A 23,270-nucleotide genomic window follows, 5' to 3' on the forward strand; every position below is an offset into this window, starting at 1 on the left:
CGTCGGCGCCCCTCCCTGCCCGGCCTTTCGGGGCCGTCGTGGCAGAGTTGTCGCGTGTATCAGCGCAGCCCGTGGGTCGTCGGGGTGTCCGGGGCGTCCGGCACACCGTATGCGGCGGCCGTGCTCCGGGCGTTGTTCGACGCCGGCGAGGCCGTCGACCTCGTCGTCTCCCGTGCGGCACGGCTCACGATCCTCGACGAGACCCGAGTGTCCTTCCGGGACGCGCACTGGAAGGACGATCTCGCCGCCTGGCTCGGCCGGTCGCTGGAGAGCGCCGACGTCGCCTACTGGCCGGCCGGTGACCTTGCGGCCGGGCCGAGCAGCGGTTCATACCCGGTCAAGGGCATGCTGGTGGTGCCGGCGAGCACGGCCGCGTGTGCCGGTATCGCCATCGGATTGTCCAAGGACCTCCTTCAGCGCGCCGCCGAGGTGAACCTCAAGGAACGCCGCCCGGTCGTGGTCGTGCCACGAGAGACCCCGGTGACACGCAGTCACCTGGAGCACCTCATCGCCTTACACGACGCGGGTGCGGTGATCCTGCCCGCGAGCCCCGGCTTCTATGCCGCCGGTGCCGCGGCCACGGCCGCTCAGCTGGTCGATTTCGTCGCCGGCAAAGTTCTCGACGCCGTCGCCGTATCGCACAGCCTGTTCACTCGTTGGTCGGGTGAGCTCGGCCATTCCCGTTAGAGGTGTCATCAAGAGCGTCATCCCCTTCGAGCAACGCCCTCACCTCGGATTCCCGGAACCGCCGGTGTCCACCCGGGGTTCGGATGCTGCTGATCCGGCCGGCCGCGGCCCAACGTGTCACCGTCTTCGGATCGACGCGAAACAAGGCAGCGACCTCACCGGGCGTCAGCAGACGATCTCCCGTCTCCACGGCCCCTCCTTTACCCTGGGTGGCTCGCCGGGCTCGCGCACCCCCATGCTGCGAGTCTGAAAGCGCGAGTCATCCTGGGATGTACGCCCATTACAGCACCGCTCACGTGCCGTGTCCGGGAAACGAGGAAAACGCACTTCTGGGTATTTAGCTGTGTTAAAAGCCGGACCGTTAGGCTTGTCGCGATGGATGCGATCGACCGACAACTCATCGACCTCCTGCGGGACAACGCCCGGCTTCCATATGCGGAGCTCGCCCGCAAGGTCGGCCTCTCCGCCCCGGCCGTGCACGAGCGCGTCGGCAAGCTCGAGTCCTCCGGCGTCATCCGCGGCTACCGGGCCGAGGTCGAGCCCGAGACGCTGGGCCTGCCGCTGACCGCCGTGATCGGAATCGTGCAGGACAGCAGCGGTGACACCGACGCCGTTCTCGATGCCCTGCGCGAACGCGAGGAGATCGAGTCGTGTTACTTCATGGCCGGCGAGGAATCGTTTCTGTGCAAGGCGCGGGTGAAAACGATAGGTGATCTCGAACGGCTCATCGTGGACCTGAACCGCGTCAAGGGCGTGGCCCGGACGCGCACCACCGTCGCGCTTTCCACGAAATGGGAGGGGCGGATCCGGCCGGCCGGCTGAACGAATCCGGCGAGGTAGGTCCGGGCCACGAAGGCGGTTCATGCCAGCGTCGCCAGGCCCGAATATTCGGCGACGTAACCGTCCGCGGTGAGGTCGAGGTCGGCGACGAAGTTCTCGGAGCGGTACCGTATCCGGCTCTTCGCAATGACCTCGTAACTCTGCGCATAGGGCAGGACGGCCAGGCTCGGCAGCAGGACCCATGCCGCCTCGATGTCGACCTTGGTGCCGGGCTCGGCGCGGTGCAGCCCCAGGCGCCGAATCGGCAGCGTGTTGGTCAGCGGCGAGTTGTGCAGGTCCACGTCGAGCACAGCGTGCAGCCGGTCCGGCTCCTCGATGCCCGACATCGGCGCGGTCGGCAGGAGCCGCTCGAGGTTGCCCTGCTCGCTGGTGGTGACCCGCCAGCGCCCGGCGGCCCGCTCCATGCGCAGGGTCCGCAGCCAGCCGGCGCCCTCGGCGGCGACCTCCAGCCGGGTGCTCGCCCACGACTCGTCGGCGTGCAGGTCATAGCGGCAGGTGTACAGCGCGTTGTCCGCCGCGAACGCGACCCCCTTGGCGTGCAGGCCCCGCCTGTCATCCAGGGTGACGAACTCTCCGCCGACGGTGTCGGTCCGCTGCCAGGCGAACGCTCGCGGTAGCACGGTCATCCCCGGACCGTACTCGACCGCGAGCGTTCGTGTGGGCCTCGCTACCGAGGGTTAGCGATTGCGGGGTGGGCGCCGGTCGTTCGCGAATCGGCGACCGGGCGCGTTGGTCGGCGCCTTCGGGGTGAAGCGCACCGGCACCCCGCTCGGCTGACGCGCGCCGGTGACCTCGGCCAGCGCCGGGTCGCCCGCGCGGACGCGCAGCTCGTGGGGGGTGACGCCGGCCTTGGCCAGCAGCGCCGCCGCCCGCCGTCGCTGCCGCGGCAGCACCAGCGAGACGACTGTGCCCGCGGCCCCGGCCCGAGCCGTGCGGCCCGCCCGGTGCAGATAGTCCTTCTGGTCCCGTGGGAGATCCACGTGTACGACCAGGGAAACATCGTCGATGTGAATCCCGCGCGCCGCCACATCGGTCGCGACCAGCACGTCGACCGTGCCCTCGCGGAACTCGGCCAGCGTGCGGGTCCGCACCCGCTGCGTCTTGCCGCCGTGCAGCCCCCCGGCCCGCACCCCGACCCGCGCGAACTGCTCCACCAGCTCGTCCACGGCCAGCTGGGTCTTCACGAACAGGATCGTGCGACCCTTGCGAGCGGCGATGGAGGCGGCGATGGCCATCTTGTCGTGCGGCGGCACCAGCAGCACGTGGTGATCCATCGACCCCACCGAGGCCACCGGCGGCTCGATCGAGTGCGTCACCGGGTCGACCAGGAACTTCGCCACCAGCGCGTCGACGTCCTTGTCCAGCGTCGCGGAGAACAGCAGCCGCTGCCCGCTCGCCGGCGTCTGGCCCAGGATCTCGGTGACCTCGGGCAGGAAGCCCATGTCGGCCATCTGGTCGGCCTCGTCGAGCACGGTGATCTCGACCGCGTCCAGGCGGCAGGCGCCCCGCTTGATGAGGTCCCCGAGCCGGCCCGGCGTCGCCACCAGCACATCGACACCGCGTTCCAAGGACCAGATCTGCCGGTCGTACGGCACGCCGCCCACGGCGGTCTTGCAGAACAGGCCGAGCACCTTGGCCAGCGGGGTCAGCGCGTCATTGACCTGCATCGCGAGCTCGCGGGTCGGCACCAGGACGAGAGCCTTGGGCGCGTGCGGCCGGGAGCGGCCGGAGGCGGCGAGCCGGGCGAGCAGCGGCAGGCCGAACGCGAGCGTCTTGCCCGAGCCGGTGCGGCCGCGGCCGAGCACGTCGCGGCCGACGAGCACGTCGGGGACGGTCGCCGACTGGATCGGAAACGGTTCGGTGATGCCCTCTTTGGCCAGCGCCCGCACCAGCTTGTGCGGCAGTCCGAGGCTCGCGAACCCGGGCCCGGTGGCCGGCTCTTGCTCGGTGGTCGATTCGAAGAGGGAGGGATACGAGCTGGGGTCAGCGAGCAGCAAGGAGCTGGGACCTTCCGATTGGAGAACGGTTAAGAGTATCCGATCTCCCCCGAAGGGTCCCAGCCGCCGTGTCGCGCCTCACTTGGGCGAGCTCACGCCGTCGATGAGGTTGTGGGCGAGCGTGACGGCGAAGTAGCCGCCCACCAGGAGTACGACCACCAGCACTCCGATGATGATCCACACCCGGCGATCGCCGGACTTGCTGGGCTCCTCGTCGTCGTCCGACTCCACGGTGCCCTGACTCAGGATGTGCCCGGTGAGTGACCCGGTGTTCTCGAACAAGCTGCCCCCGCCGTCGACGGCGGGGAGGGGCGTCGGCGATGCGCCGCCCTTCCCGCCGTAAACCGTGCCGGCGGAGGCCCGCTCGTTACGGGCCCACTTCCCGTAGCTGTCGGCCGCTGGGGCCGGTTGCGCGACTTCGGCCTCGTCCCGTTCGGACTCCGCCTCGTCCTCGGCTAATTCGCCCTCCTTGTCGGGCGGAGGGATGGCCGGGGGCTGGCCGTGCTCCGGTCCGTGCTGCGAAGGCGCGCCGCTGGACGGGTAGACGCTGCCGGGCGCGCGGTTGGCCGGCGGCGGATAGCCCCCGGCACCGGGCCAGTTCTGCTGCTGTACCTCATGTTCGTCGCTCTCCGTTCCCGGCGCGCCCGGCACCGGCGGCGGTGCCCAGGCGGGCGGCTGGCCGGGCGGGTTCCAACCCGGCTGCTGCTGGCCGTACTGCGGTTGTCCGTACTGGGGTTGACCGTGCTGGGGCGGTGGCGGCTGCTGCCCGTACGCCGGTGGCTGCCCGTACTGCGGGGGCTGCTGTCCGTACTGGGGCGGCTGCTGCGGGTTCCAGCCCGGCTGGGCCGGGGGTGCGCTCTGCGGCTGGTTCCAGCCCTGCGGCGCCGGCGGGGCCGACTGGGGCGGGTTCCAGCCGTGCTGCTGGGCCGGGGGTCCGCTCTGCGGCTGGTTCCAGCCCGGCTGGGCCGGTGGCGCCGACTGGGGTGCGTTCCAGCCCGGCTGCTGGGCCGGAGGTGCCGACTGCGGTGCGTTCCAGCCCGGCTGCTGCGCCGGAGGTGCCGACTGGGGTGCGTTCCAGCCCGGCTGCTGCCAGCCCGGCGGCTGGGGCTGCGGTGGACGCCAGCCCGGCTGGCCCGGCTGGGGCTGCTGGCCCTGCCAGCCCGGCTGCGGCTGCCCGGGCTGAGGCTGTCCGGCCTGCGGCTGCCAGCCCTGGACGGGCGGCTGCTGGCCGGGCGGGTTCCAGCCCTGCTGCTGGGGCGGGTGCTGCGGCGGCTGCCAGCCCGGTTGAACCGGCTGGCCCGGCTGGGGCTGCGGCGGGTGACCCTGCCAGGCCGGCTGCGCGTTCCCGTGCGGGGGCTGGGCGGGCGGCGGGCCCCAGCTCTGCTGCCCGGGCAGCGGCGCGACGTAGCCGGGGCGGTTCCACCCCTGCTGCACCGGCGGCGGCTGCTCCTGCTCCGCGGACGCGTCGCCGTTGTGGCCCCACGGGTGCTCCGCGGAGGGCATCGAGTACGCGGGCTGGCTGCCGCCCGGCCTGCCCTCGTCGGGCCGGGCGTCGCTGCTCGGGTCCGCGCCCTCGTCGTCCGGCAGCGGCGGCGGCTCCTCGGCCACGAGGAACGGGGAGCTGGAGACCGGCGGCGGGGTGCGGTCGCCGCCGAAGGGCGGGGCGGGGCTGTTGTCGGGCAGCCCGTACGCCGATCCTCCGCCGGGCCCGAACGACGAGGCCGGCTGCGAGTCCGGCACTCCGTAGGACGGCACTCCGGACGAGGGCGCGCTCGCTCCGCCGAACGACGGGGCGGGCTGGGAGTCCGGGACGCCGTACGAGGGCGCTCCGGACGAGGGCGCGCTCGCTCCGCCGAACGACGGGGCGGGCTGGGAGTCGGGGACTCCGTAGGACGGGGCTCCGGATGATGGCGCGCTGGCCCCGCCGAACGACGGGGCGGGCTGGGAGTCGGGGACTCCGTACGACGGGGCATCCGGGATCGGCGGCGGGCCGAAGCTCGGCGGGCCGGGCGGCTCGGGCGGCGTCGACATGCCGGGCGCGCCCGGATAACTCGGCGTGCTCGGGATCGGCGGCGGGAAGCCGGCCGGGTTGTAGGCGGGCGCCTCGGGCGCCTCGGGCGTGCCGGGGATCGGGGGCGGGAAGCCTGCCGGGTTGTACGTCGGGGAGCCCGGGATCGGCGGCGGGTTGTACGCCGGGGCCGGTGCTTCGGGCGCGGCCGGAATGGGCGGCGGGTTGTACGCCGGAGCGTCGGGCGTGCCGGGGATCGGGGGCGGGAAGCCCGCCGGGTTGTACGCCGGGGTGCCTGGGATCGGCGGCGGGTTGAAGGCCGGCGCGTCCGGGGTGCCCGGGATCGGGGGTGGGTTGAAGGCCGGGGCGTCGGGCGTCCCCGGGATCGGGGGCGGGTTGAACGCCGGGGCGTCGGGTGCGTCCGGGGCCTGGAAGGGGCCGGGCTGGAACGGCGACGGGCCGGGAAACGGCGGGCGCGGCGGGGGCTCCGGGAACGGCCCCGGCGTCGGGCCGGGCTGCGGCGTCGGCTCCGGCTGGGGGATGGGCTCCGGCTCGGGCGCGGGCGGGTACGGGTGCGGGATCGGCTCGGGAGCCGGCGCCGGCGGGAACGGCGAGGGCTCGGGCCGCGGGGCCGGCTCCGGGCTCGGGAAGGGCGAGGGCGCCGGGCCGGGGATCGGCTCGGCCGGCTCGTCCTCGGACGGCGAGTCGCTCGCGGCGGACTGGTCGGCGGTGAGGGCGCCCCCGCCGCGGTACACGGTGGGGGTCGACCCCCGTGCCGCCTGGGCCGCCTCCTCGGCGCTGACCGTGTGCAGGCCCGGCACCGAAGCGCTGGCCCGCGCGGCCGCGACGGCACCCCCGGCGACCGCGGCACCGGCTCCGACCCCGGCGACTGCGGCACCAGCACCGGCTCCGGCTCCGGCGAACGGCGAACCGGCGCCGGAGGGAGCGTCGCTCGGCGCATCGGCCGCGGGGACCTGCGAGCGCTGGATCGCGAACGGGTGGACCACCGGCGCCGGCTCGCTCGCCTGCCCGAACGCGGGGGCAGGCTCGCTGGGCGGCGAGTAGGACGGCGCGGGCTCGTCGGCCTGGCCGTAGGAGGGTGCGGGCTCGTACGCGGGAGGTGCGGAAGACGGTGCCGACTCGCCCACCGGGCTGTGCGACGGGGCCGGGTCGTCCGAGGCGCCGTATGCCGGTGCGGGCTCGTCCGAGGCGCCGTATGCCGGGGCCGGGTCGGACGGCTGGTTGTAGGCCGGGGGCTCGGCCTCGGCGGCCGGCTGCTCGGGGGCCTTCCACGGGCGGGCGAACGCGTCCCACGACGACTCCGCCGCGGGGCGAGGGGCGCGCGAGCGGCTCGGCAGCGGCGGCGGCTCCTCCTCGGCGGGCACGGACGGCGGGGCGTCCGGCTCGGCCGAGGTGGTGCCGAGAGGCCGGTAGGGCGGCGGCTCCGAGGAGGAGAAGGCCGGCGGCTCGTAGGACGGCGGGGCGTCCGGCTCGGCCGAGGTGGTGCCGAGAGGCCGGTAGGGCGGCGGCTCCGAGGAGGAGAAGGCCGGCGGCTCGTGGGACGACGGGGCGTCCGGCTGGGCCGAGGTGGTGCCGAAGGGCTGGTAGGGCGGCGGCTCCGAAGTTGAGAAGGCCGGCGGCTCGTAGGACGACGGGGCATCCGGCTCGGCCGAAGAAGCTGAAAAAGCCGAAGAAGCCGAAGAAGAGGCCGGAGGCTCGTAGGACGACGACGAGTCGGAATCGGGCGCGTCCGAGTCGGCGGGACGGCCGGGGGACGACGGCTCGGGGTCGGAGGAGTAGACGTTGGCGCGGTACATGCCGGCCTCGTGTCGTACCTCTTCGTAATCGGTGTTCGGCGACGTGATGCCCGCCACGGTGGCGCGGCCCACCACCGGGTTCAGCGGAGTCGAAGAGCCCGAAATGTCCGATGAGTCCGACTCCTCGGCCGCCGGCGCGAAGCCCTCCAGCGGGGTCGGGGCGAACGGGGGAGCCAGGCCGTCCGAGGGCTCGTCCGCGGCGTGGGGCTCCGGGGCCGACGGAGGCGGAGGCGTCGGGTCGGTCGGGGGCGGCCCGTACACGCCCGGAGACGGGTTCAGGTTCGGCAGCTGGAACGCCGGGGACTCGTCGACCGCCGCCGAGGGTTCAGGCTCGGGGGCCGGCGACGAGGAGCGGGGCGCGTAGGCGTCGGGCTCATAGGCGCCAGGCTGGTAGGCGGGAGGCGCCGAGGCGGGCGCGAAGGACGGCGGCTCATAAGCCGGAGGCGCGGAGCTCGGCTCGGCGGCGTGCGCCCCCTGCTGCACACCCGCGAAAGGCTCCGACGTCGGCACCGAGAAGGGCGCCGGTGGGGTGAAGGCCTCCCACGAGGACCCCGAGGACGTCGGCGCCGCAGAGGGCGCGGACGACGACGGCGCGAAAGGCTCCCACGGGGACGGGGCCGACTCAGGGGCTGGCGAAGGGGCCGCTGCCGCCGGGGTCGAAGCCGGTGCAGCGGAGGGCGGGGCAGCCGGGGCCGCGTCCGAGCTGTCGCCGAAGGCGGCCATCATCGCGGCCAGCTCCGGGTCGTCCTCGTCCTGGCCACCCGCCGACTCGAACGGGTTCGCCCCGGGCCAGAGCGCGCCGTCCACCGGGGTCGGCGGCGGCTCGTACGCCTGGTCGGGCAGTTCCTCGTCCGAGGGCTCCGGCGGCAGCTCCGCGCCCACGGGGGGCGGGGGCGGCAACGGCGGCAGGTCGGCGCCGTCGCCCGGGGGCGGGCCGCTGCGAGCCGCCTCGCCGCGTGTACCGTCCCGCGTCTCCCGATCGTCCATCGCTGCCTCCATGAGACGGGCATCATTACGTGCCCGACGGGCTCCCCGTCCGTCAGTCAACGGGTCCACGGTGCCACATCGAGTCACGCAGCGCTGGATCGGAGTCCGTCGGGTTTTGGATCACAACCCTCAGCGAGGGTTCCGCGTCGCAATCCCCGGGAAGGGTCACCTTCCCGAGGCGCTCGCCGACGTCTTGGCCTCCGTGCTCGCGCCGGCCGCCGAGGACTGGGCCGTGGCCGGCTGCGAGGACGCCGCCGCCGTGGAGGGCTTGGCCGGCACCTTCGGCGGCGCCGACTGGATCACCGACGGGGTCTCGGACGGGGTCTCGGACGGGGTCTCGGACGGCTTCGCGGTCGGCGAGGGCGGCGCCGACGAGGGCGGCTGGGTCGACGGCGAGGGCGAGGTGCTCTGCGTCGGCGACGGCGAGGCCGAGTTGGACGGCGACGGCGAGGCGGAGTTCGACGGGTTCGTCCCGCCGCCACCGTTGGCCGGCGGGGCCGAGGTCGTCGGGTTCGCGCCGGGGCCGGGCACCGCGTCGAAGATTCGCGTCGCGCCGTACAGCTTCGACCAGCGCACCTCGGCGATCTTGACCTTCTGGCCGCTCGTCGGGGCGTTGACCATCTTGCCGCCGCCGATGTAGATGCCCATGTGGTAGATCGAGCGCCAGTCGCTCTTGTCGGTGGCGAAGTACACGAGGTCGCCGGGGAGCAGCTGGTCGCCGAGGCTGTTCTTGGTCACCTGGATGGCGTGGGTGCCGTGGTACATGTCGGCGGCGACGCGCGGGACGCGGACGCCGACCTTGCCGTAGGCCCAGTAGGCGAGACCGGAGCAGTCGAACGTGTCGGGGCCCTCGTCGCCCCAGACGTACCAGGCGATGTTGACCTTGCTCAGCGCGTAGTTCAGCGCCTGGACGGCCTTCGGGTTGGCCACCATCCCGTCGATGTTCGGGTTGTCGGCCAGGTTGGGGCTCAGCGCCTGCTCGGCCGCGTCCTGCTCGGCCTCGAGCTGGAGCACGAGCTGGTCGTTCTGGGCGCGCAGGTTGACGTATTCGGTGTTCTTGGCCTGGAACTCGGTGTCGATCGGCGTGTAGGTGCCCTGCGCGGCCTGCATCGCGTCCTGCGCCGCCTGGACCTCCTGGCGCGCGGCCGACTCGGCCTCCTGGGCGCGCAGCAGGTCGCGGGCCGCCTCCTCGCCGCCTGGCTGACCGCCGAGCCCGGGCGCGATCAGCCCGAACTGGTGCAGGTCGTTGGCGTAGCCGTTCAGCGGTCCGAGCTGCTGGGCGCGCTTGTACGCCTCGGCCGCGGCGTCGTCGGCCCGCTGCCGCTGCTCCTCGACGCGCTTGCCCGCCTCGGTGAGCTTGACCTGGGCGTCGGCGAGGGTGTTGCGCGCGGTGTCGAGGTCGGTCGAGGCCCGGTTGCGTTTCTCCCCGAGCTGGGCGACGGTCAGCTCGAGCTGGGCGAGCTCGGCGGCCTTGGGCCCGCGCTGGGTCGTCGTGGTGGCCGGCGGCAGGGTCGCCGCGCCGGTGGCGCCCGGCAGGAGGAGCTCGCCGGAGGCGACCGGCCGCGAGCCGGTGTCCGGAATGCCGCTTCCGGGGTCGGCGTAGGCCGGGCGCGCGATCAGGGCGCAGAGCATCCCGCACACCACGACCGCGGTCCTCACCGGACCCGGCCGCCGGCGGGTGCGTTGCCGCATAACCGCAGGAGGATGCGCCTGCTCAACCGAAGGCGTGGCCGGGATCTCGCCCGGATACGCAGCCCTCAGCACCAACCCACTCATCGCCACCGTCCCCAGTCGGTTAGCCATGCCACATGGTCGATCGTCGCCGATCGATCAGTCGGTCTGCCGCCCGACCGTGTTCCTGCCCACTTTTGTTTACCTCACGAAGCGACACGCGTCGAGTGGCGATCAATGTCAGCTTCGTCGTCAAGAGGTGAATGCGGGGGTAACGAGGGGTCCGAAGTAGGCTGGCGGCCGTGGATGCAGGGTTGAAGCGCGAACTCGAGGCCAAGGTCACCGCCGGCGAGCGGTTGAGCCGGGAGGACGGTGTCGCGCTCTACGAGTCCGACGACCTGGTCTGGCTCGGCCGGCTCGCGCACCAGGTGCGCACCGAGAAGAACGGCGACCGGGTGATGTTCAACGTCAACCGGCACCTCAACCTGACGAACGTGTGCTCCGCCAGCTGCGCGTACTGCTCCTTCCAGCGCAAGCCGGGCGAGAAGGACGCCTACACCATGCGGGTCCACGAGGCCGTCGAGAAGGCCAAGGAGATGGAGGGTGAGCAGCTCACGGAGCTGCACATCGTCAACGGCCTGCACCCGACGCTGCCGTGGAAGTACTACCCGAAGGTCCTGCGGGAGCTCAAGAGCGCCCTGCCCGGCGTGAACCTGAAGGCGTTCACGGCGACCGAGATCCAGTGGTTCGAGAAGATCTCCGGCCTGCCCGCCGACGAGATCCTCGACGAGCTCATCGACGCCGGCCTGGAGTCGCTGACCGGCGGCGGCGCGGAGATCTTCGACTGGGAGGTCCGCCAGCACATCGTCGACCACGCCACGCACTGGGAGGACTGGTCGCGCATCCACCGGCTGGCCCACAGCAAGGGCCTGCGGACTCCTTCCACGATGCTGTACGGCCACATCGAGGAGCCCCGCCACCGCGTCGACCACGTCATGCGCCTGCGCGAGCTGCAGGACGAGACCGGCGGCTTCAGCGTCTTCATCCCGCTGCGCTACCAGCACGACTTCGTCGACTCCGCCGACGGCAAGATCCGCAACCGGCTGCAGGCCCGCACGAGGATGGCCTCGCCGGCGGAGAGCCTGAAGACCTTCGCGGTGTCGCGCCTGATGTTCGACAACGTGCCGCACGTGAAGTGCTTCTGGGTCATGCACGGGCTCTCGGTCGCCCAGTTGTCGCTCAACTTCGGCGTGGACGACCTGGACGGCTCGGTGGTCGAGTACAAGATCACGCACGACGCCGACAGCTACGGCACGCCGAACACCATGCACCGCGAGGACCTGCTGCACCTCATCTGGGACGCGGGCTTCCAGCCGGTCGAGCGCAACACGAAGTACGAGGTCGTCCGCGAGTACGACAAGCCGACGCCCCTGGCCGAGCGCCGCAGCGAACCGCAGAAGGTCTGGGCCTGAGGCTAGGCTGGGGTCACCATGTCACCGTTTCTGAAGTACACGCTCGCGCGGCTCGGCCTCTTCGGGCTCGCCGCGCTCGTGATGCTCTCCATTCCGCTCGACGTCAGCGTGCTCCTCAAGCTCATGATCGCCGTGATCGTCTCGGCCGTGGCCGCGTTCTTCCTGCTCCGCGGGCTGCGCGAGGAGGCCTCCGTGCAGGCCGTCGGCATGGCCCAGAAGCGAGCCGACAACAAGAAACGGCTGCGTGCCGCCCTCAACGGGGATGATGATGGGGGTGAAAGCGCCACCAAATCGGACTGAAACCACTTAAGCCTTGGATGGCGCTTAGTCACTCCAGGGGGCTTGATGGGTCGCAGGTTCGTGTCGGTGGTGTCCTTCGCAGTCGTCGGGGTGGTGACGCTCTTCGCGGTCAACCCGGCCGACGCGAGCCCGGCTAGTCCGAAATATCAGCAAAAGTCCGGACCTTACGTCGTCCGCGGGGTCGAAAGCGCCGCGGATCGCAACCGTGTCGGCGGTACCGGAGCCAGCATCGACAGCATCGAGAACGGCACGGCCGCCGTGACGGCCACGCCGGACGAGGCGAGGCAGATCGAGCGGCTCGGGTTCAGCATCAGCCGGACCCGGACCGAGGGCTTCCCGGCCGCCGACTCCGGCTACCACGACTACGCCGAGATGCAGGCCGAGCTCGACAGGGCGGCCAAGGCGTACCCGAAGATCATGCAGAAGCTCAGCCTCGGCAAGACGTACGAGGGCCGCGACATACCGCTGATCAAGATCTCGGACAACGTGGCGAAGGACGAGGACGAGCCCGAGATCCTCTACGACGCCCACCAGCACGCGCGGGAGCACCTCACCGTCGAGATGGCCCTCTACCTGGTGAGGATGTTCACCGAGGGCTACGGCAAGGACCCGCGCGTCACCAGGCTCGTCGACACCCGCGAGATCTGGATCGTGCCGGACATGAACCCGGACGGCGGCGAGTACGACCTCGCCGGCGGCAAGTACCACAACTGGCGCAAGAACCGCCAGCCCGTCGGCGGCGGCTACAAGGGCGTCGACCTCAACCGCAACTGGGGCTACAAGTTCGCCTGCTGCAACGGGTCGAGCTCGGCGCTGTCGTCGGAGACCTACCACGGCCCGCAGGCGTTCTCCGCCCCCGAGACCCAGCGGCTGCGCGACTTCGTGCTGAGCCGGCGGGTCGGCGGGGTGCAGCAGATCAAGGCGGCCATCGATTTCCACACGTACTCCGAGCTGATCCTCTGGCCGTACGGGTACACGATGAACACGACGGCCGCGGGGCTCGGCCCGGACCAGCAGAAGACCTTCGCGGCGCTGGGCCGCACGTTCGCCCGGAGCAACGGGTACACGCCCGAGCAGTCCAGCAGCCTGTACATCACCGACGGCTCGATCATCGACTGGCTCTGGGCGACCCAGGGCGTCTGGGCGTTCACGTTCGAGATGTACCCGAACTCGCCGTCCAAGGGCGGCTTCTACCCGCCCGCGAGCGTCATCGACGCGCAGACCGCCCGCAACCAGGACGCCAGCCTGACGCTCGCCGAGTACGCGGACTGCGCGTACCGCGTGATCGGCAAGCAGCAGCTGTGCGCTACAGCGCCCAGTCCTCGCTGAGCTCGATGACCGCGAAGTGCCCGCCGGTCGGGTCGGCCAGGCGCGCATAGCGGCCGGCCGAGGCCGGTGCAGCCGCATGGGCCACCGAGCCACCGAGCTCGGTGGCCCGTGCGCAGGCGGCGGCCGCGTCCTCGACCATGAAGCAGGCCGTCCAGTGGTCGGGGATGCCGGGCGGGAAGCGGTCGTCGATCGGCAGCAGCCCGCCGACGGTGTCGTTGTGGTGGTGCAGCTCGAAGTACGGCCGGCCGTCGCTGGGCGCCTCGACGGTGTGCCAGCCGAACACCTCCTTGTAGAAGGCGCCGGTCCGGTCGAGATCGTGGGTGGCCAGCTCGTACCAGCAGATCGCGCCGGGCTCGAAGGACACCTGAGCCCCGCCGAACCGGCTGCGCAGCCAGGTGCCGAAGAGCGCTCCGCCGGGATCGGAGAAGACGGCGGCGGTACCGAGGTCACGCACGCTGGCCGGCGGGACGCGCACGGCCCCGCCGGAGCGCTCGACGGCCCCGGCGGTGCCCGAGGGGTCGTCCGTGGAGATCGAGATCAGCCAGGCCGCCGAGCCGCCCCGGCGCCCCTCGCGCAGGCCGGCCGCGGCCCGCCCGCCCAGCGTGAAGTGCCCGTCGGCGTTGCGGGCCCAGCCGAACAGCTCGCCGTAGAAGCGTTCGGCCGCGGCCGGGTCAGGGCTGACCAGCTCCGCCCAGCACGGCGTGCCCGGCGCATAACCCCGAATTCGCATGGCGAGATGGTGCCATCAGGCGGCGGTTCCCTCCAACGCGGCCGGCAGCGGGCGCGAGTGCAGCACGTCGAGCCGGGAGACGGCGCGCGTCAGCACGACGAAGAGCCGGTTGAGGCCGCGGGGCTCGGCGGAGACAATGTCGGCCGGCTCGACCACGATCACGTGGTCGTACTCGAGGCCCTTGGCCAGGGTCGCGGGCAGGACCGTCACCCGGGCCTCGGGGTCGGCGTCGGCGAGCGCCACGCCGGCCTTGCGCAGCGACTCGGCCAGCACGTCGACGGTCGCGTCGGCGGCGATGACCCCGACCGAGCCGAGGTGGCCGAGCGCGGCCAGGGTGGCGTCCACGACCGATTCCTCGACGTCGGCGACGGCACTGACGGTGAGCGCCCCGTCGGTCCGCAGCGAGCGCGCCTCGGGCACCTGCACCCCGAGCGCCGGCAGCAGGCGGTTGGCGAGCGCGATGACGGCCGCGGGCACCCGGAAGCCGGTGGTCAGCGGTACCACCCGGGCCTCCGGCTTGCCGAGGTGCGCCAGCAGCCCCCGCCAGTCCCGCGCGGCCCACGGCGCCGTGCCCTGCGCCAGGTCGCCGAGCAGCGTGATCGAGCCGTGCTCGCTGCGCCGCGCGATCACGCGGGCCTGCATCGGGGAGAGGTCCTGCGCCTCGTCGACGACCACGTGCCCGAAGCTCGCGACCCGGTCGATCAGCCCGGCGGCCTCGTCGATGAGCACCGCGTCGGCCGTGCTCCAGCGGGCCGACTTCGCCGTCTTCGGCGGCTTGGCCCACGTGAGCGCCGCGCGCTCGGCCTCGTCCAGCTCGTCGTCGGCCGGGTCGGTCAGGACCTCGAACACGAGCTGCTCCGGCGTGACCGCGGGCCAGACCGCGTCGAGCACCTCGGTCACCGGGGCGGCCTTGCCCATCCGGCGCTGCCAGCCCTCGCTGGGGGAGTCGCCGCGGCGGGCCTCGGACTGGCGCATGAGCAGGCCCACGATCCGGGCGCGGACGCGCTCGCGGCCGATGCCGTAGGGCGGCGCCTCCCGCCGCACGTCGTCGACGACCCGCCGCAGCGCGTCGGCCGAGATCCGCCAGCGGTACGAGCCGTCCGACACCGTGAGCGGCTCCTCCGGGCGCCCGATCTTGGCCAGCAGGCGCCGCTGCAGTACGCCTGCCATCTTTTCGCGGTTCTTGACCTCGGCGGCGGCCTCGGAATCGGTGCCGCGGACCGGCGTGGTGAGCAGGCCCTCGATCGTGGACTGGCGCACCTCGAGCTCCCCGAGGGTGGGCAGAACGCTCGCGATGTACTGCAGGAACGCCGAGTTGGGCCCGACGATGAGCACGCCGGCGCGGCGGAGGCGCTCGCGGTGCAGATACAGCAGGTACGCGGCGCGGTGCAGCCCCACGGCCGTCTTGCCGGTGCCGGGCGCTCCCTGCACGCAGATGGACTCGTCGAGCTCGGCGCGCACGAGCGCGTCCTGCTCCGGCTGGATGGTGGCGACGATGTCGCGCATGGGTCCGACGCGGGGCCGTTCGATCTCGTCGAGCAGGATCTGGCTGGTCGCGTGCTCCTCGCCCTGCCGGAGATGTTCGTCCTCGAAGCTGGTGAGTTCGCCCTTGACGAAGCCGAACCGCCGGCGCACCTCGACGTCTTGCGGGTCGGCGGCGCTGGCCTGGTAGAACTTGCGGCTCAGGGGTGCGCGCCAGTCGAGGACCATGGGCTCGCCGACGGCGTCGGTGACGTGGCGGCGGCCGACGTGGTACCGGTGTTCGTCGATGTCGAGCCGCCCGAAGAACAGCGGGGTGTCGGGGTTGTCGGCCAGGTCGGCGATGCGCCGGGCCAGGGCCCGTCCCAGGGTCTCGGCCGCGAACGGGTCGCCGGCCACCTGGTCTCCGGTGGCGAACAGGTCCTCGGCGCGTTCGCGCATGCGCTTGAGCGCCTGGCGGGACGCGGTGAGGTGGGCTCGCTCGGCGGCGAGCTCGGTCTCGAGTGCGGGCACGGTGATCCTCTTGGCGGTCGCGTTCGGCTCGCTCGCGTATCCGGGGTCTTGCTCCACCCGGCGCGTGGGACGTCCGCTGCGGTGCCTACCTCACCGCGGCCGTCAAGCGGCCAACCACATTACTGCCGGCGCGGTCGTCACACCATCGATTTTCCTATGGCGTACCCGTACATCCTGTGGCGCTACGGTGGTCCGAACTGGTCAGCAAGCTACGGGAGAACCGGATCATGCGGCTGTTGCTGTCAGAGTCGGAGGCAGCGCCTCGGGCGTTCCTCGGCACACCGCAGCTTCCTACGAGCCCGGCAGAGCGCCGCGCAGGGCGAGGTCGTCGGGCTTGGTTGGCGGCCGGAGCAGGGACTGTTCGAAGGCCGGTTGGTCAGCCCTCGCTCGGCGTCAGTGACCGCGACGTTCGCGATCCGCGAGGGTGAGTGCACGCGGTTCGAAGGCTCGTGCACCTGTGCCGACCGGGGCGACTGCGTTCGCCCCGAGGCGCTGGCGCTGCTCGCGTCAGCCGAGGAAGCTCCTGCCGGCGAGACCCGTCGGCCCGCCGCCGCGAAGCAGCCGCGCGGCCGTGGTCGCGTGGTGAGGGCACCGGCCTGGGAAGGCGCCGTGTCCAAACTGGTCAGTGCCGTCGCAAGCCCGCGGACGGACTGTCAGGAGGACGAGCAACCCGCGCTGGGGCTGCAGTTCGAGCTGGTGCAGCAGCCGGGGCAAGCGGACTGAGCGCCACAAGCGGCTGCTCCAGCAGATGGTCACGCTGGCCAGCATCGATGGTGCGAGTTCATATGACGGTTTGCCGGGCGGCCGTCGCGCGGCTTCGCGTGGTGGCACAGCAGCGAGCAGGGCAAGCGGTGGCTGCGAGGCCTCTCTCGTGGCCATGGCTGATCTGAACTAGTGCAGATATACTCGCTGTATGGTGGTGCAGACGTTCCAGTACAGCGCGTTCCTGCGTGGGCCCTCAAGGGTGCTGCCCGCGCTGGCCGACGCCGACGTGGTGTTGGAGCGGCGCGACGACGAGAACCTGGTGTTGATGCGGGCCGAGCGGTTCGAGGCGACGGCGACCGGGCTGCGGATCGCCGCGCGGTCGTTCGCGATGCTCGCTCGGCGCGATCGGGCGCTGGCCGAGGAGCTGCTGGCCGAGGAACTGCCTTGGCTGACCTGGCTGCCGCCGGCCGAGCGGGTGGCCTGCGTCGAGGAGTTGCTGGCGGACCTGGTGGCGGGGGCCGACACCGGACTGTTGACGCCGTTCGCCCGCAACCTGGTGTCGTGGCGTTCGACCGCCGAGGCGTGGTCGGACCCGCGGCTGGCTCGTGAGTTGCAGGGGCCGTTCGATGGTGACGGTCCGGCGATCGACCGCCCGGCGGCGGCGTGAGCGGCCGCGGCGACGAGCTGCCGCGTCCGCGGCCGTGGTCGGTGCGTGCCGCGGACCGCCAGGCGTATCAGGGCTGGCAGCAGTTGCTGGCCGGGACCGCGGAGAACCTGGATCGTGCCTGGGTCGCGCTGACCAGCGATCCACGACGCATCGATCAGCGTCAGCACCCGTTGAAGGGTGCGCTGGGTGTGGTCAAGGTCGGCGGCGCGGCGTTGGAGCAGTGGCAGTTCGAGGTGACCGGCGGCGGTCGGATCTGGTATGCGATCGACGACGACGCCCGAACTTTGTGGATCACGCGGGCCGGCACCGGTCACCCGAAGCAGACCGACACCCGGCGCCGTTGACCATTCCGTGAGCGGATTCAGGTGAACGACAGCGGCGACAAGCACCGATACCGGCGGGCGCTCCTCCTGCTCACCGCGCTGCAAGAAGCGTCCAGCGCCATCTTGACCAGGCGATCTCGGGTCAGGTGATAGACGAAGGGGCCAGGATCCTCGGCGATCCTCGCGATGGCCGGAAGGCGCTGCACGAAGAGGGCGATCATCTCGTCTGCCGTGAGGTTGCCTGCGGCGAACGTGACGCACCGCGCGTTGTGCCGCGGCCGCTCGATCTCGTCGAGCAGGATCTGGCTGGTCTGCTGTTGCTCGCCCCGGCCCAGGTGCTCGTCCTCGAAGCTGGTGAGCTCGCCCTTGACGACCCGAAGCGCCGCCGCACCTCGACGTCCTGCGGGTCGACGGCGCTGGCCTGGTAGAACTTGCGGCTCAGGGGCGCGCGCCAGTCGAGCACCATCGGCTCCCCGACGGCGTCGATGACGTGCCACCGGCCGACGTGGTACTGGTGCTCCTCGATGTCGAGCCGCCCGAAGAACAGCGGTGTGTCGGGGTTGTCGGCGAGATCGGCGATCCTCCGCGCGAGGGCCCGCCCGAGCGTCTCGGCCGCGAACGGATCTCCCGCGACCTGATCTCCGGTCGCGAACAGGTCCTCGGCGCGCTCGCGCATGCGCTTGAGCGCCAGCCGGGAGGCGTCGAGATGCGCTCGCTCCTGGGCGAGCTCGGTTTCGAGTGAGGGCACGGTGATCCTCTTCGAGGTCGCGTTCGGCTCGCTCGCGTATCCGGGCCTTGCTCCACCCGGCGCCTGGGGACGTCCGCTGCGGTGCCTACCTCACCGCGGCCGTCAAGCGGCCAATCATCCTACGCGATCTTCTCGGCCTGCCCACCGAGTTTCCCGCAGACTCGGGGCAGTAGGCGTGGCAACCTTATTGAAGGATTCGTCAGGAGGTGAGTCGCCGATGAGCGTGGCCGTGCTGGAGCACGTCGGCCCATGGACCGAAGACGAGTATCTCGCTCTCGGCGAGACCCCGAATCGAATCGAGCTGTTCGATGGGAGCCTGCTGGTGAGCCCGGCGCGAACCCCGCGGCATCAGCACATTTCCCGGCGGCTGGCCGGCCTGATCGACGAGGCTGCGGACGCGGCTGATCTGTGGGTCTACGAGGCGGTGAACGTTCGTCTCGCCAGCGGGCAAATCTTCATTCCCGATCTGGTGGTGACCCCGGTCGAGAACGCCACGGTATTCGATGCCGCTGACGTGGTCCTGGTCGGCGAGGTGGTCTCACCGGGCAATGCCGGAGCCGATCGCGTGCTCAAGATGCAGCTGTACGCGGCCGCGCGGATCGAGTGGTATCTGCTCGTCGAGCCGGAGCCGACGGGCTCGATCACATTGCGGCTGCTCCGGCTCGACGGCCACCACTACGTCGAGCACGCGGTGGCGAAGGACGGCGAGACGCTCACCGCCGACGGACCCTTCGCCATCGAGATCGAGACGCGAGCGCTGCTGCGCCGACGGTGACGGCCGGCGGGTCAGCCCGTCAGGTCGCGCAGTTCGGGGATGATCTCGATGGCCAGGAACGGGCCGCCCGTCGGGTCGAGGATCTGGCAGGCCTGGCCGATGCCCGCGTCCACCGGGCCCGCCAGCACGCGGCCGCCCAGGTCCGCGGCGCGCGCGATGAAGCCGGAGCAGTCATCGATCGAGAAGATGGTGCGCCAGTGGTGCGGGGTCGCCGGCGGGTAGTTCGCGTCCATGATGCTCAGGCCGCCGACCACGCGGTTGTTCAAGATCCATTCGTGGTACTCGTGGATCATCCCCGGGAAGGTGCCCTGCTGGTCGACCCAGCCGAAGACCTTGCCGTAGAAGGCGGCCGTCGCCTCGATGTCGCGGGTCACCACCTCGCTCCAGCAGATCGAGCCCGGCTCGTCGTGGACCTGGGCGCCGGCGAAGCGCTCCCCCTGCCACGCGCCGAAGACCGCGCCCGCCGGGTCGGCGAACAGGGCCGCGCGGCCGAGGCTCGACGTCGACTGCCCGAGCACGGTGCCGCCCGCGTCGAGGACGGCCCGCGCCGTCGCGTCGGTGTCCTCGCTCGCCACGTACGTGAGCCAGGCCGCCCGCTCCCCGGCGGCGACGCCCGCCACGACCAGGTCGCGCAGCAGGAGCAGCGTGGTCCCGTCCTCGGCCGCGCTCGTGGTCCAGCCGAACAGGCCGGCGTATAACGCGGCCGCGGCAGTCGGGTCGGGGCTGGTCAGCACCGACCAGCAGGGCGTCGCGGGCGCATAGCCTCGTACTCGCACGTAAGCAGGGTAAGGAAAAGGTCAGATGATATTGATCGTCTGAAGGGACCGTTTCACGTGAATCCCCAGCGTCACCGGGCGGCTGCTCAGTGCTGGGTCAGCAGCTGCTTCGTGACCTCGCGGCAGGTCTTGACCCCGTAGTCCTTGCCCAGCGAGCTCGGGTAGTGCGCCATGATCGCCAGGCTCCAGCCGTCGCCGAGCGCCATGCACGCGATGTGCCACTGGCCGTCGTCGCGGGCCAGCCAGCCGTTCTTGATCGCCGTGGTCTTCTGCACGTCGGCCGGCAGCACCTCGATCGGCCCGAAGCGCCCCGGCCCGCGCACGCCGCGCATCTCGTTGAGCAGCCAGCCCGTCCACTTCGGGCCGGCCGCGCGCCCGTCGCCGATGCACCTGGCCAGGCGCGCCACGTCGCGGGCCGACATCTGGGTCAGGCTCCACGAGTTCTGGGTGCCCTTGGTCTCGGTCAGGCCGCAGAGCGAGATCATGCGCTTGATCGACGCGAGATTGCCGTTCTGCACGTGGTACTTGAACGTGTTCTCGGTCTCGGAATCGCGGATCATGCGGCTCAGCTCGTTCAGCGCGGTGCTGCCGGGCTGCTTGCCGGACTCCGCCTGGCGCCGCAGCCAGTCCGCGGCGACCCAGGCCTTGGCCATCGATGCCGTGTCGCTGGTGGTGTATGGCGTGGAGCCGTACATCTGATCCGTCTTGTGGTCGTAGTAGGCCCACGACCAGAAGCCCTTGACGTTCATGGTGACCGGCTGGGTCGGCGTGAACAGCGGTCCGCTCGGCGCCGTGCTCGGGGCGGCGCTGGGCTCGGCGGCCGGCGACTGCGAGGTGTCGGCGGCGGGGACGCGGCTGCTCGCGGCCTTCGGCGCGGCGTTGGCCGAGCACCCGGTCGCGGTGACCAGGACGAGTGCGAGCACAGCGAGGGGGCGTCGCATCAGCCGAGGGTATCCGCTGTGAGAATCGCCGCCCCGCCCGCGTGGCGCCCGACCACTGGGGCAACATGGGCGTTGTGCCTGCATTGCAGCGGCCCCGCGTCGGCCACATCCAGTTCCTGAACTGCCTGCCCATCTACTGGGGTCTGATGCGATCGGGGGCGCTGATCGACGTCGATCTGTTCAAGGACTCTCCGGAGCGGCTCAACACGGCGCTGGTCGCGGGCGATCTCGACATCGGGCCGATCTCGCTGGTGGAGTACCTCCGAAACGCCGACGACCTGCTCCTGCTGCCCGATCTCGCGGTGGGCAGCGACGGCCCGGTCCTGTCCGTGAACCTCGTGTCCACGGTGCCGCTGGAGTCGCTGGACGGCCGCCGGGTCGCGCTCGGCGCCACCTCGCGCACCGGGGTGATGCTCGCGCAGATGTACCTCGAGTCGCACGTCGGCGTCCGCCCCACGTACTTCAACAGCCCGCCCGACCTGGCCCGCATGCTCGACGAGGCCGACGCCGCGGTGATCATCGGCGATGTGGCCCTGCGCGCCATGCACGACGCGCCGCGGCAGCGCTGGCAGGTCACCGACCTCGGCCAGGCCTGGCGCGAGTGGACCGGGCTGCCGATGGTGTTCGCGGCCTGGGCCGTGCGCAAGGACTTCGCCGCGGCGCATCCGGGCCTGGTCAAGGACGTGCACGAGGCGTTCCTCCGCTCTCGGGAGCTGTGCCTGACGGAGCTGGACGAGGTCGCGGCGGCGGCGGCGCGCTGGGAGACGCTGTCGGCCGAGACGCTGGCGACCTACTTCCGCGTGCTGGACTTCTCGCTGGGCGAGCGCCAGGTCGCGGGCGTTCGCGAGTTCGCGCGGCGGGCGGCGGAGCGGGGGGCGGTGCCGGCGCTGCCGTCCGGCGGCCCGGCGTTCTTCAAAGGCTGACCCGCTCGGGCTGCTGCTGCGGGCCGACCCGGCGCGGACGCCGGCGTTGCCGTCCGGCGGCCCGGCGTTCTTCGAGGGCTGATCCGCCCGAGCTGCGCTTTCGCGGGCCGCCCCGCGCTGCCGTCGGGCGGCTTGTCCTCTTCGACGGCGGTCTCGGCGCGGACGCCCGCGCTGCTGTTCGGCTTCTCCGCCGCGGGCGAGGATGACGTCCTCCCAGCCCGCGCGCACCTTCTGGGCCGCGATGTCTTGGGGGCCGCACGGCCGTAAGTTCGTGCGGCGGGCGGTGCCGACGCTGCTGTCAGGCGGCCCGGCGTTCCTGGCAGCGGACTCGGCGAGGAAGTGCCCGAAAAGCGCTGTTTGCGAAAAGTCGAGCGCTCCGCGCCGCGACTTTTCGTATTTATGACCTGTCAGGCGAAAAGTCGGATAAGTCCGATCACGAAGTGTCGGACTTATCCGGGCCACACCCGAGCGCCCGAAGACACAGAGGCCGAGCATCACGCCTGCAGCTGCTTCGCCACGCTCGAGCAGATGTTCTCGCCGTAGCCCTGCCCCTTCGAGGCCGGGTACACCGTCAGCACGCTGAGCACCCAGTCGCCCCCGATGGCCAGGCAGTTCACGTGCCACTTCCCGTCGCTGCGCGCGATCCACCCGTTCTTCACCGCCGTCCCCGCCTGCTCCGAAGCGGGCAGCGCCGGCGTGATCCCGAACTTCTGATCCTTGGCGACGTTGCGCATCTCGTTGAGCAGCCAGTCCGTCCACTTCGGGCCGGCCGCGCGCCCGTCGCCGATGCACGCGCCCATCCGAGCGGCATCGCGGGCCGACATGAGGGTCGAGGCCCAGTCGATGTAGGCCTTCGAGTCCGTCAGCCCGCACGTCTGGATCAGTCGCGTGATGCTGGCGCTCCTGCCGTCGAGCCCCCAGAAGTACGAGGCCGCGTCGTTGTCGCTGTTGCGGATCATCTCGCTGAGCTCGGACAGGTTCGACCTGCTCGGGTCGGGGTTGCGGCGCAGGTAGTCCGACGCGAGCCAGGCCTTGATCATCGAGGCGGTGCGCTGCGCGGAGTTCGCGTTGGCCGAGCCGGCCAGCGCGCCCGTGCGGCGGTCCAGGACGGTCCACGACCAGAAGCCGGTCGCGTCGACGGCGACGGTCGCCGGGTGCAGCAGGGCGGGCGGGAGCGGCGGGGCGGTCGGCGGGGCCGGGGCCGCCTTGCGCGTGGGCGCCTCGCTGGCCGCCATGCTCTCGCCGACCGTGGCCGCCGGTGCCGCGTAGTCGGCGGTGGGCCCGAGCAGGTCGCTGCCCCACACGAAGGGCACGCCGACCAGGAGTGCCCCCACGAGCAGCACGAATGCGGTCAGTCCGACACGCTTACGCATGAGTCGGTGGTCCCTCCCTGGCGATGCGTGAGATCGAATTCCATCGACCGCCGGTCATGAACAGGTGTTCCCGGTGTTAACAGCACGTAAGCGAAACGGAACGCTCACCCGGCGTGCGCTATTGCCCACTCATCCTGTCGTTCAACCGAGTCACCCGCAGCCCGGACGCGCTCAAAAGTCCCTGGTAGTTGGCTCGTTGCGATGTGACA

Annotated in this window: 22 protein-coding genes; 11 read left to right on the forward strand and 11 right to left on the reverse strand. The window is 71.8% G+C overall.

The window, feature by feature from the left end; all coding sequences use genetic code 11:
• Positions 1 to 54: 54 nt before the first annotated feature.
• Positions 55 to 687, forward strand: coding sequence for a UbiX family flavin prenyltransferase (locus ACQP2P_RS00775; RefSeq protein WP_433612260.1), 633 nt, complete (start codon positions 55 to 57; stop codon positions 685 to 687).
• On the opposite strand, the gene ACQP2P_RS00780 is transcribed toward ACQP2P_RS00775, so the two are convergent.
• Entirely contained in the window at positions 650 to 877 is a 228-nt protein-coding gene (locus ACQP2P_RS00780; RefSeq protein WP_350610253.1) for a BldC family transcriptional regulator, read from the reverse strand. The genes ACQP2P_RS00775 and ACQP2P_RS00780 overlap by 38 nt on opposite strands.
• 185 nt (positions 878 to 1,062) lie before the next feature.
• Between ACQP2P_RS00780 and ACQP2P_RS00785 the strand changes: the two genes are divergently transcribed.
• Complete coding sequence (locus ACQP2P_RS00785; RefSeq protein ID WP_433082115.1) at positions 1,063 to 1,509, forward strand: Lrp/AsnC family transcriptional regulator; 447 nt, start codon at positions 1,063 to 1,065, stop codon at positions 1,507 to 1,509.
• Positions 1,510 to 1,547: 38 nt separating this feature from the next.
• Here the strand turns inward: ACQP2P_RS00785 and ACQP2P_RS00790 are convergent, their stop codons facing one another.
• From ACQP2P_RS00790 to ACQP2P_RS00805, 4 genes are all read right to left on the reverse strand, one after another.
• Positions 1,548 to 2,153 carry a putative glycolipid-binding domain-containing protein gene (locus ACQP2P_RS00790; RefSeq protein WP_433612263.1) on the reverse strand — a complete coding sequence of 202 codons (606 nt, stop codon included), beginning with the start codon at positions 2,151 to 2,153 and terminating at the stop codon, positions 1,548 to 1,550.
• A 51-nt stretch (positions 2,154 to 2,204) separates the two neighbouring features.
• Positions 2,205 to 3,431: a DEAD/DEAH box helicase gene (locus ACQP2P_RS00795; protein ID WP_433618899.1), complete on the reverse strand. Its 1,227-nt coding sequence runs from the start codon at positions 3,429 to 3,431 to the stop codon at positions 2,205 to 2,207.
• Between the two features lie 171 nt (positions 3,432 to 3,602).
• Positions 3,603 to 8,336, reverse strand: a complete 4,734-nt coding sequence (locus ACQP2P_RS00800) for a hypothetical protein (RefSeq protein ID WP_433612265.1) — start codon at positions 8,334 to 8,336, stop codon at positions 3,603 to 3,605.
• 165 nt (positions 8,337 to 8,501) lie between these two features.
• On the reverse strand, positions 8,502 to 9,968 hold the full coding sequence (locus ACQP2P_RS00805) for an NlpC/P60 family protein (RefSeq protein WP_433612267.1): 1,467 nt from the start codon (positions 9,966 to 9,968) through the stop codon (positions 8,502 to 8,504).
• Positions 9,969 to 10,309: 341 nt separating this feature from the next.
• On the opposite strand from ACQP2P_RS00805, the gene mqnE reads away from it, so the two are divergent.
• The 3 genes from mqnE (at position 10,310) to ACQP2P_RS00820 (ending at position 13,108) form a co-directional block, all read left to right on the forward strand.
• Positions 10,310 to 11,479 (forward strand): aminofutalosine synthase MqnE, encoded by a 1,170-nt coding sequence (mqnE, locus tag ACQP2P_RS00810; RefSeq protein ID WP_433612269.1) that lies wholly within the window; start codon positions 10,310 to 10,312, stop codon positions 11,477 to 11,479.
• A gap of 18 nt (positions 11,480 to 11,497) precedes the next feature.
• Positions 11,498 to 11,779: a DUF4229 domain-containing protein gene (locus ACQP2P_RS00815; protein WP_433612271.1), complete on the forward strand. Its 282-nt coding sequence runs from the start codon at positions 11,498 to 11,500 to the stop codon at positions 11,777 to 11,779.
• A gap of 66 nt (positions 11,780 to 11,845) precedes the next feature.
• Entirely contained in the window at positions 11,846 to 13,108 is a 1,263-nt protein-coding gene (locus ACQP2P_RS00820; RefSeq protein ID WP_433612273.1) for a M14 family metallopeptidase, read from the forward strand.
• Here ACQP2P_RS00820 and ACQP2P_RS00825 read toward each other — a convergent pair.
• Together ACQP2P_RS00825 and ACQP2P_RS00830 are read right to left on the reverse strand one after the other, a co-directional pair.
• A complete protein-coding gene (locus ACQP2P_RS00825; protein WP_433612275.1) occupies positions 13,086 to 13,838 on the reverse strand; it encodes a VOC family protein in 753 nt (250 codons plus the stop codon). The two genes, ACQP2P_RS00820 and ACQP2P_RS00825, sit on opposite strands and share 23 nt — an antisense overlap.
• Positions 13,839 to 13,853: 15 nt before the next feature.
• The gene (locus tag ACQP2P_RS00830) at positions 13,854 to 15,836 is read right to left on the reverse strand and encodes a HelD family protein (protein WP_433618901.1); all 1,983 of its coding nucleotides are present in this window, start codon (positions 15,834 to 15,836) and stop codon (positions 13,854 to 13,856) included.
• Between the two features lie 390 nt (positions 15,837 to 16,226).
• On the opposite strand from ACQP2P_RS00830, the gene ACQP2P_RS00835 reads away from it, so the two are divergent.
• The 3 genes from ACQP2P_RS00835 (at position 16,227) to ACQP2P_RS00845 (ending at position 17,546) form a co-directional block, all read left to right on the forward strand.
• Positions 16,227 to 16,553: a hypothetical protein gene (locus ACQP2P_RS00835; RefSeq protein WP_433612277.1), complete on the forward strand. Its 327-nt coding sequence runs from the start codon at positions 16,227 to 16,229 to the stop codon at positions 16,551 to 16,553.
• 241 nt (positions 16,554 to 16,794) lie between these two features.
• Entirely contained in the window at positions 16,795 to 17,202 is a 408-nt protein-coding gene (locus ACQP2P_RS00840) for a hypothetical protein (protein ID WP_433612279.1), read from the forward strand.
• Positions 17,199 to 17,546 carry a hypothetical protein gene (locus ACQP2P_RS00845; RefSeq protein WP_433612281.1) on the forward strand — a complete coding sequence of 116 codons (348 nt, stop codon included), beginning with the start codon at positions 17,199 to 17,201 and terminating at the stop codon, positions 17,544 to 17,546. Before ACQP2P_RS00840 ends, ACQP2P_RS00845 begins: the two co-directional genes overlap by 4 nt.
• A 17-nt stretch (positions 17,547 to 17,563) precedes the next feature.
• On the opposite strand, the gene ACQP2P_RS00850 is transcribed toward ACQP2P_RS00845, so the two are convergent.
• Positions 17,564 to 18,022 carry a hypothetical protein gene (locus ACQP2P_RS00850; RefSeq protein ID WP_433612283.1) on the reverse strand — a complete coding sequence of 153 codons (459 nt, stop codon included), beginning with the start codon at positions 18,020 to 18,022 and terminating at the stop codon, positions 17,564 to 17,566.
• Positions 18,023 to 18,039: 17 nt separating this feature from the next.
• Here ACQP2P_RS00850 and ACQP2P_RS00855 point away from each other — a divergent pair, with 17 nt between their 5' ends.
• Both ACQP2P_RS00855 and ACQP2P_RS00860 read left to right on the forward strand, forming a co-directional pair.
• Positions 18,040 to 18,267 (forward strand): hypothetical protein, encoded by a 228-nt coding sequence (locus tag ACQP2P_RS00855; protein ID WP_433612285.1) that lies wholly within the window; start codon positions 18,040 to 18,042, stop codon positions 18,265 to 18,267.
• 223 nt (positions 18,268 to 18,490) lie between these two features.
• The gene (locus tag ACQP2P_RS00860) at positions 18,491 to 19,048 is read left to right on the forward strand and encodes a Uma2 family endonuclease (protein WP_433612287.1); all 558 of its coding nucleotides are present in this window, start codon (positions 18,491 to 18,493) and stop codon (positions 19,046 to 19,048) included.
• Positions 19,049 to 19,059: 11 nt separating this feature from the next.
• Here the strand turns inward: ACQP2P_RS00860 and ACQP2P_RS00865 are convergent, their stop codons facing one another.
• The gene (locus ACQP2P_RS00865; protein ID WP_433612289.1) at positions 19,060 to 19,824 is read right to left on the reverse strand and encodes a VOC family protein; all 765 of its coding nucleotides are present in this window, start codon (positions 19,822 to 19,824) and stop codon (positions 19,060 to 19,062) included.
• An 86-nt stretch (positions 19,825 to 19,910) separates the two neighbouring features.
• Positions 19,911 to 20,765 (reverse strand): hypothetical protein, encoded by an 855-nt coding sequence (locus tag ACQP2P_RS00870; protein ID WP_433612291.1) that lies wholly within the window; start codon positions 20,763 to 20,765, stop codon positions 19,911 to 19,913.
• 74 nt (positions 20,766 to 20,839) lie between these two features.
• Between ACQP2P_RS00870 and ACQP2P_RS00875 the strand changes: the two genes are divergently transcribed.
• Complete coding sequence (locus ACQP2P_RS00875; protein WP_433612293.1) at positions 20,840 to 21,688, forward strand: menaquinone biosynthetic enzyme MqnA/MqnD family protein; 849 nt, start codon at positions 20,840 to 20,842, stop codon at positions 21,686 to 21,688.
• A 494-nt stretch (positions 21,689 to 22,182) separates the two neighbouring features.
• Here the strand turns inward: ACQP2P_RS00875 and ACQP2P_RS00880 are convergent, their stop codons facing one another.
• A complete protein-coding gene (locus tag ACQP2P_RS00880; protein WP_433612295.1) occupies positions 22,183 to 23,061 on the reverse strand; it encodes a hypothetical protein in 879 nt (292 codons plus the stop codon).
• Positions 23,062 to 23,270: the final 209 nt, after the last annotated feature.

Source organism: Dactylosporangium sp. CA-139114 (assembly GCF_050955725.1).
Lineage (GTDB): Bacteria > Actinomycetota > Actinomycetes > Mycobacteriales > Micromonosporaceae > Dactylosporangium.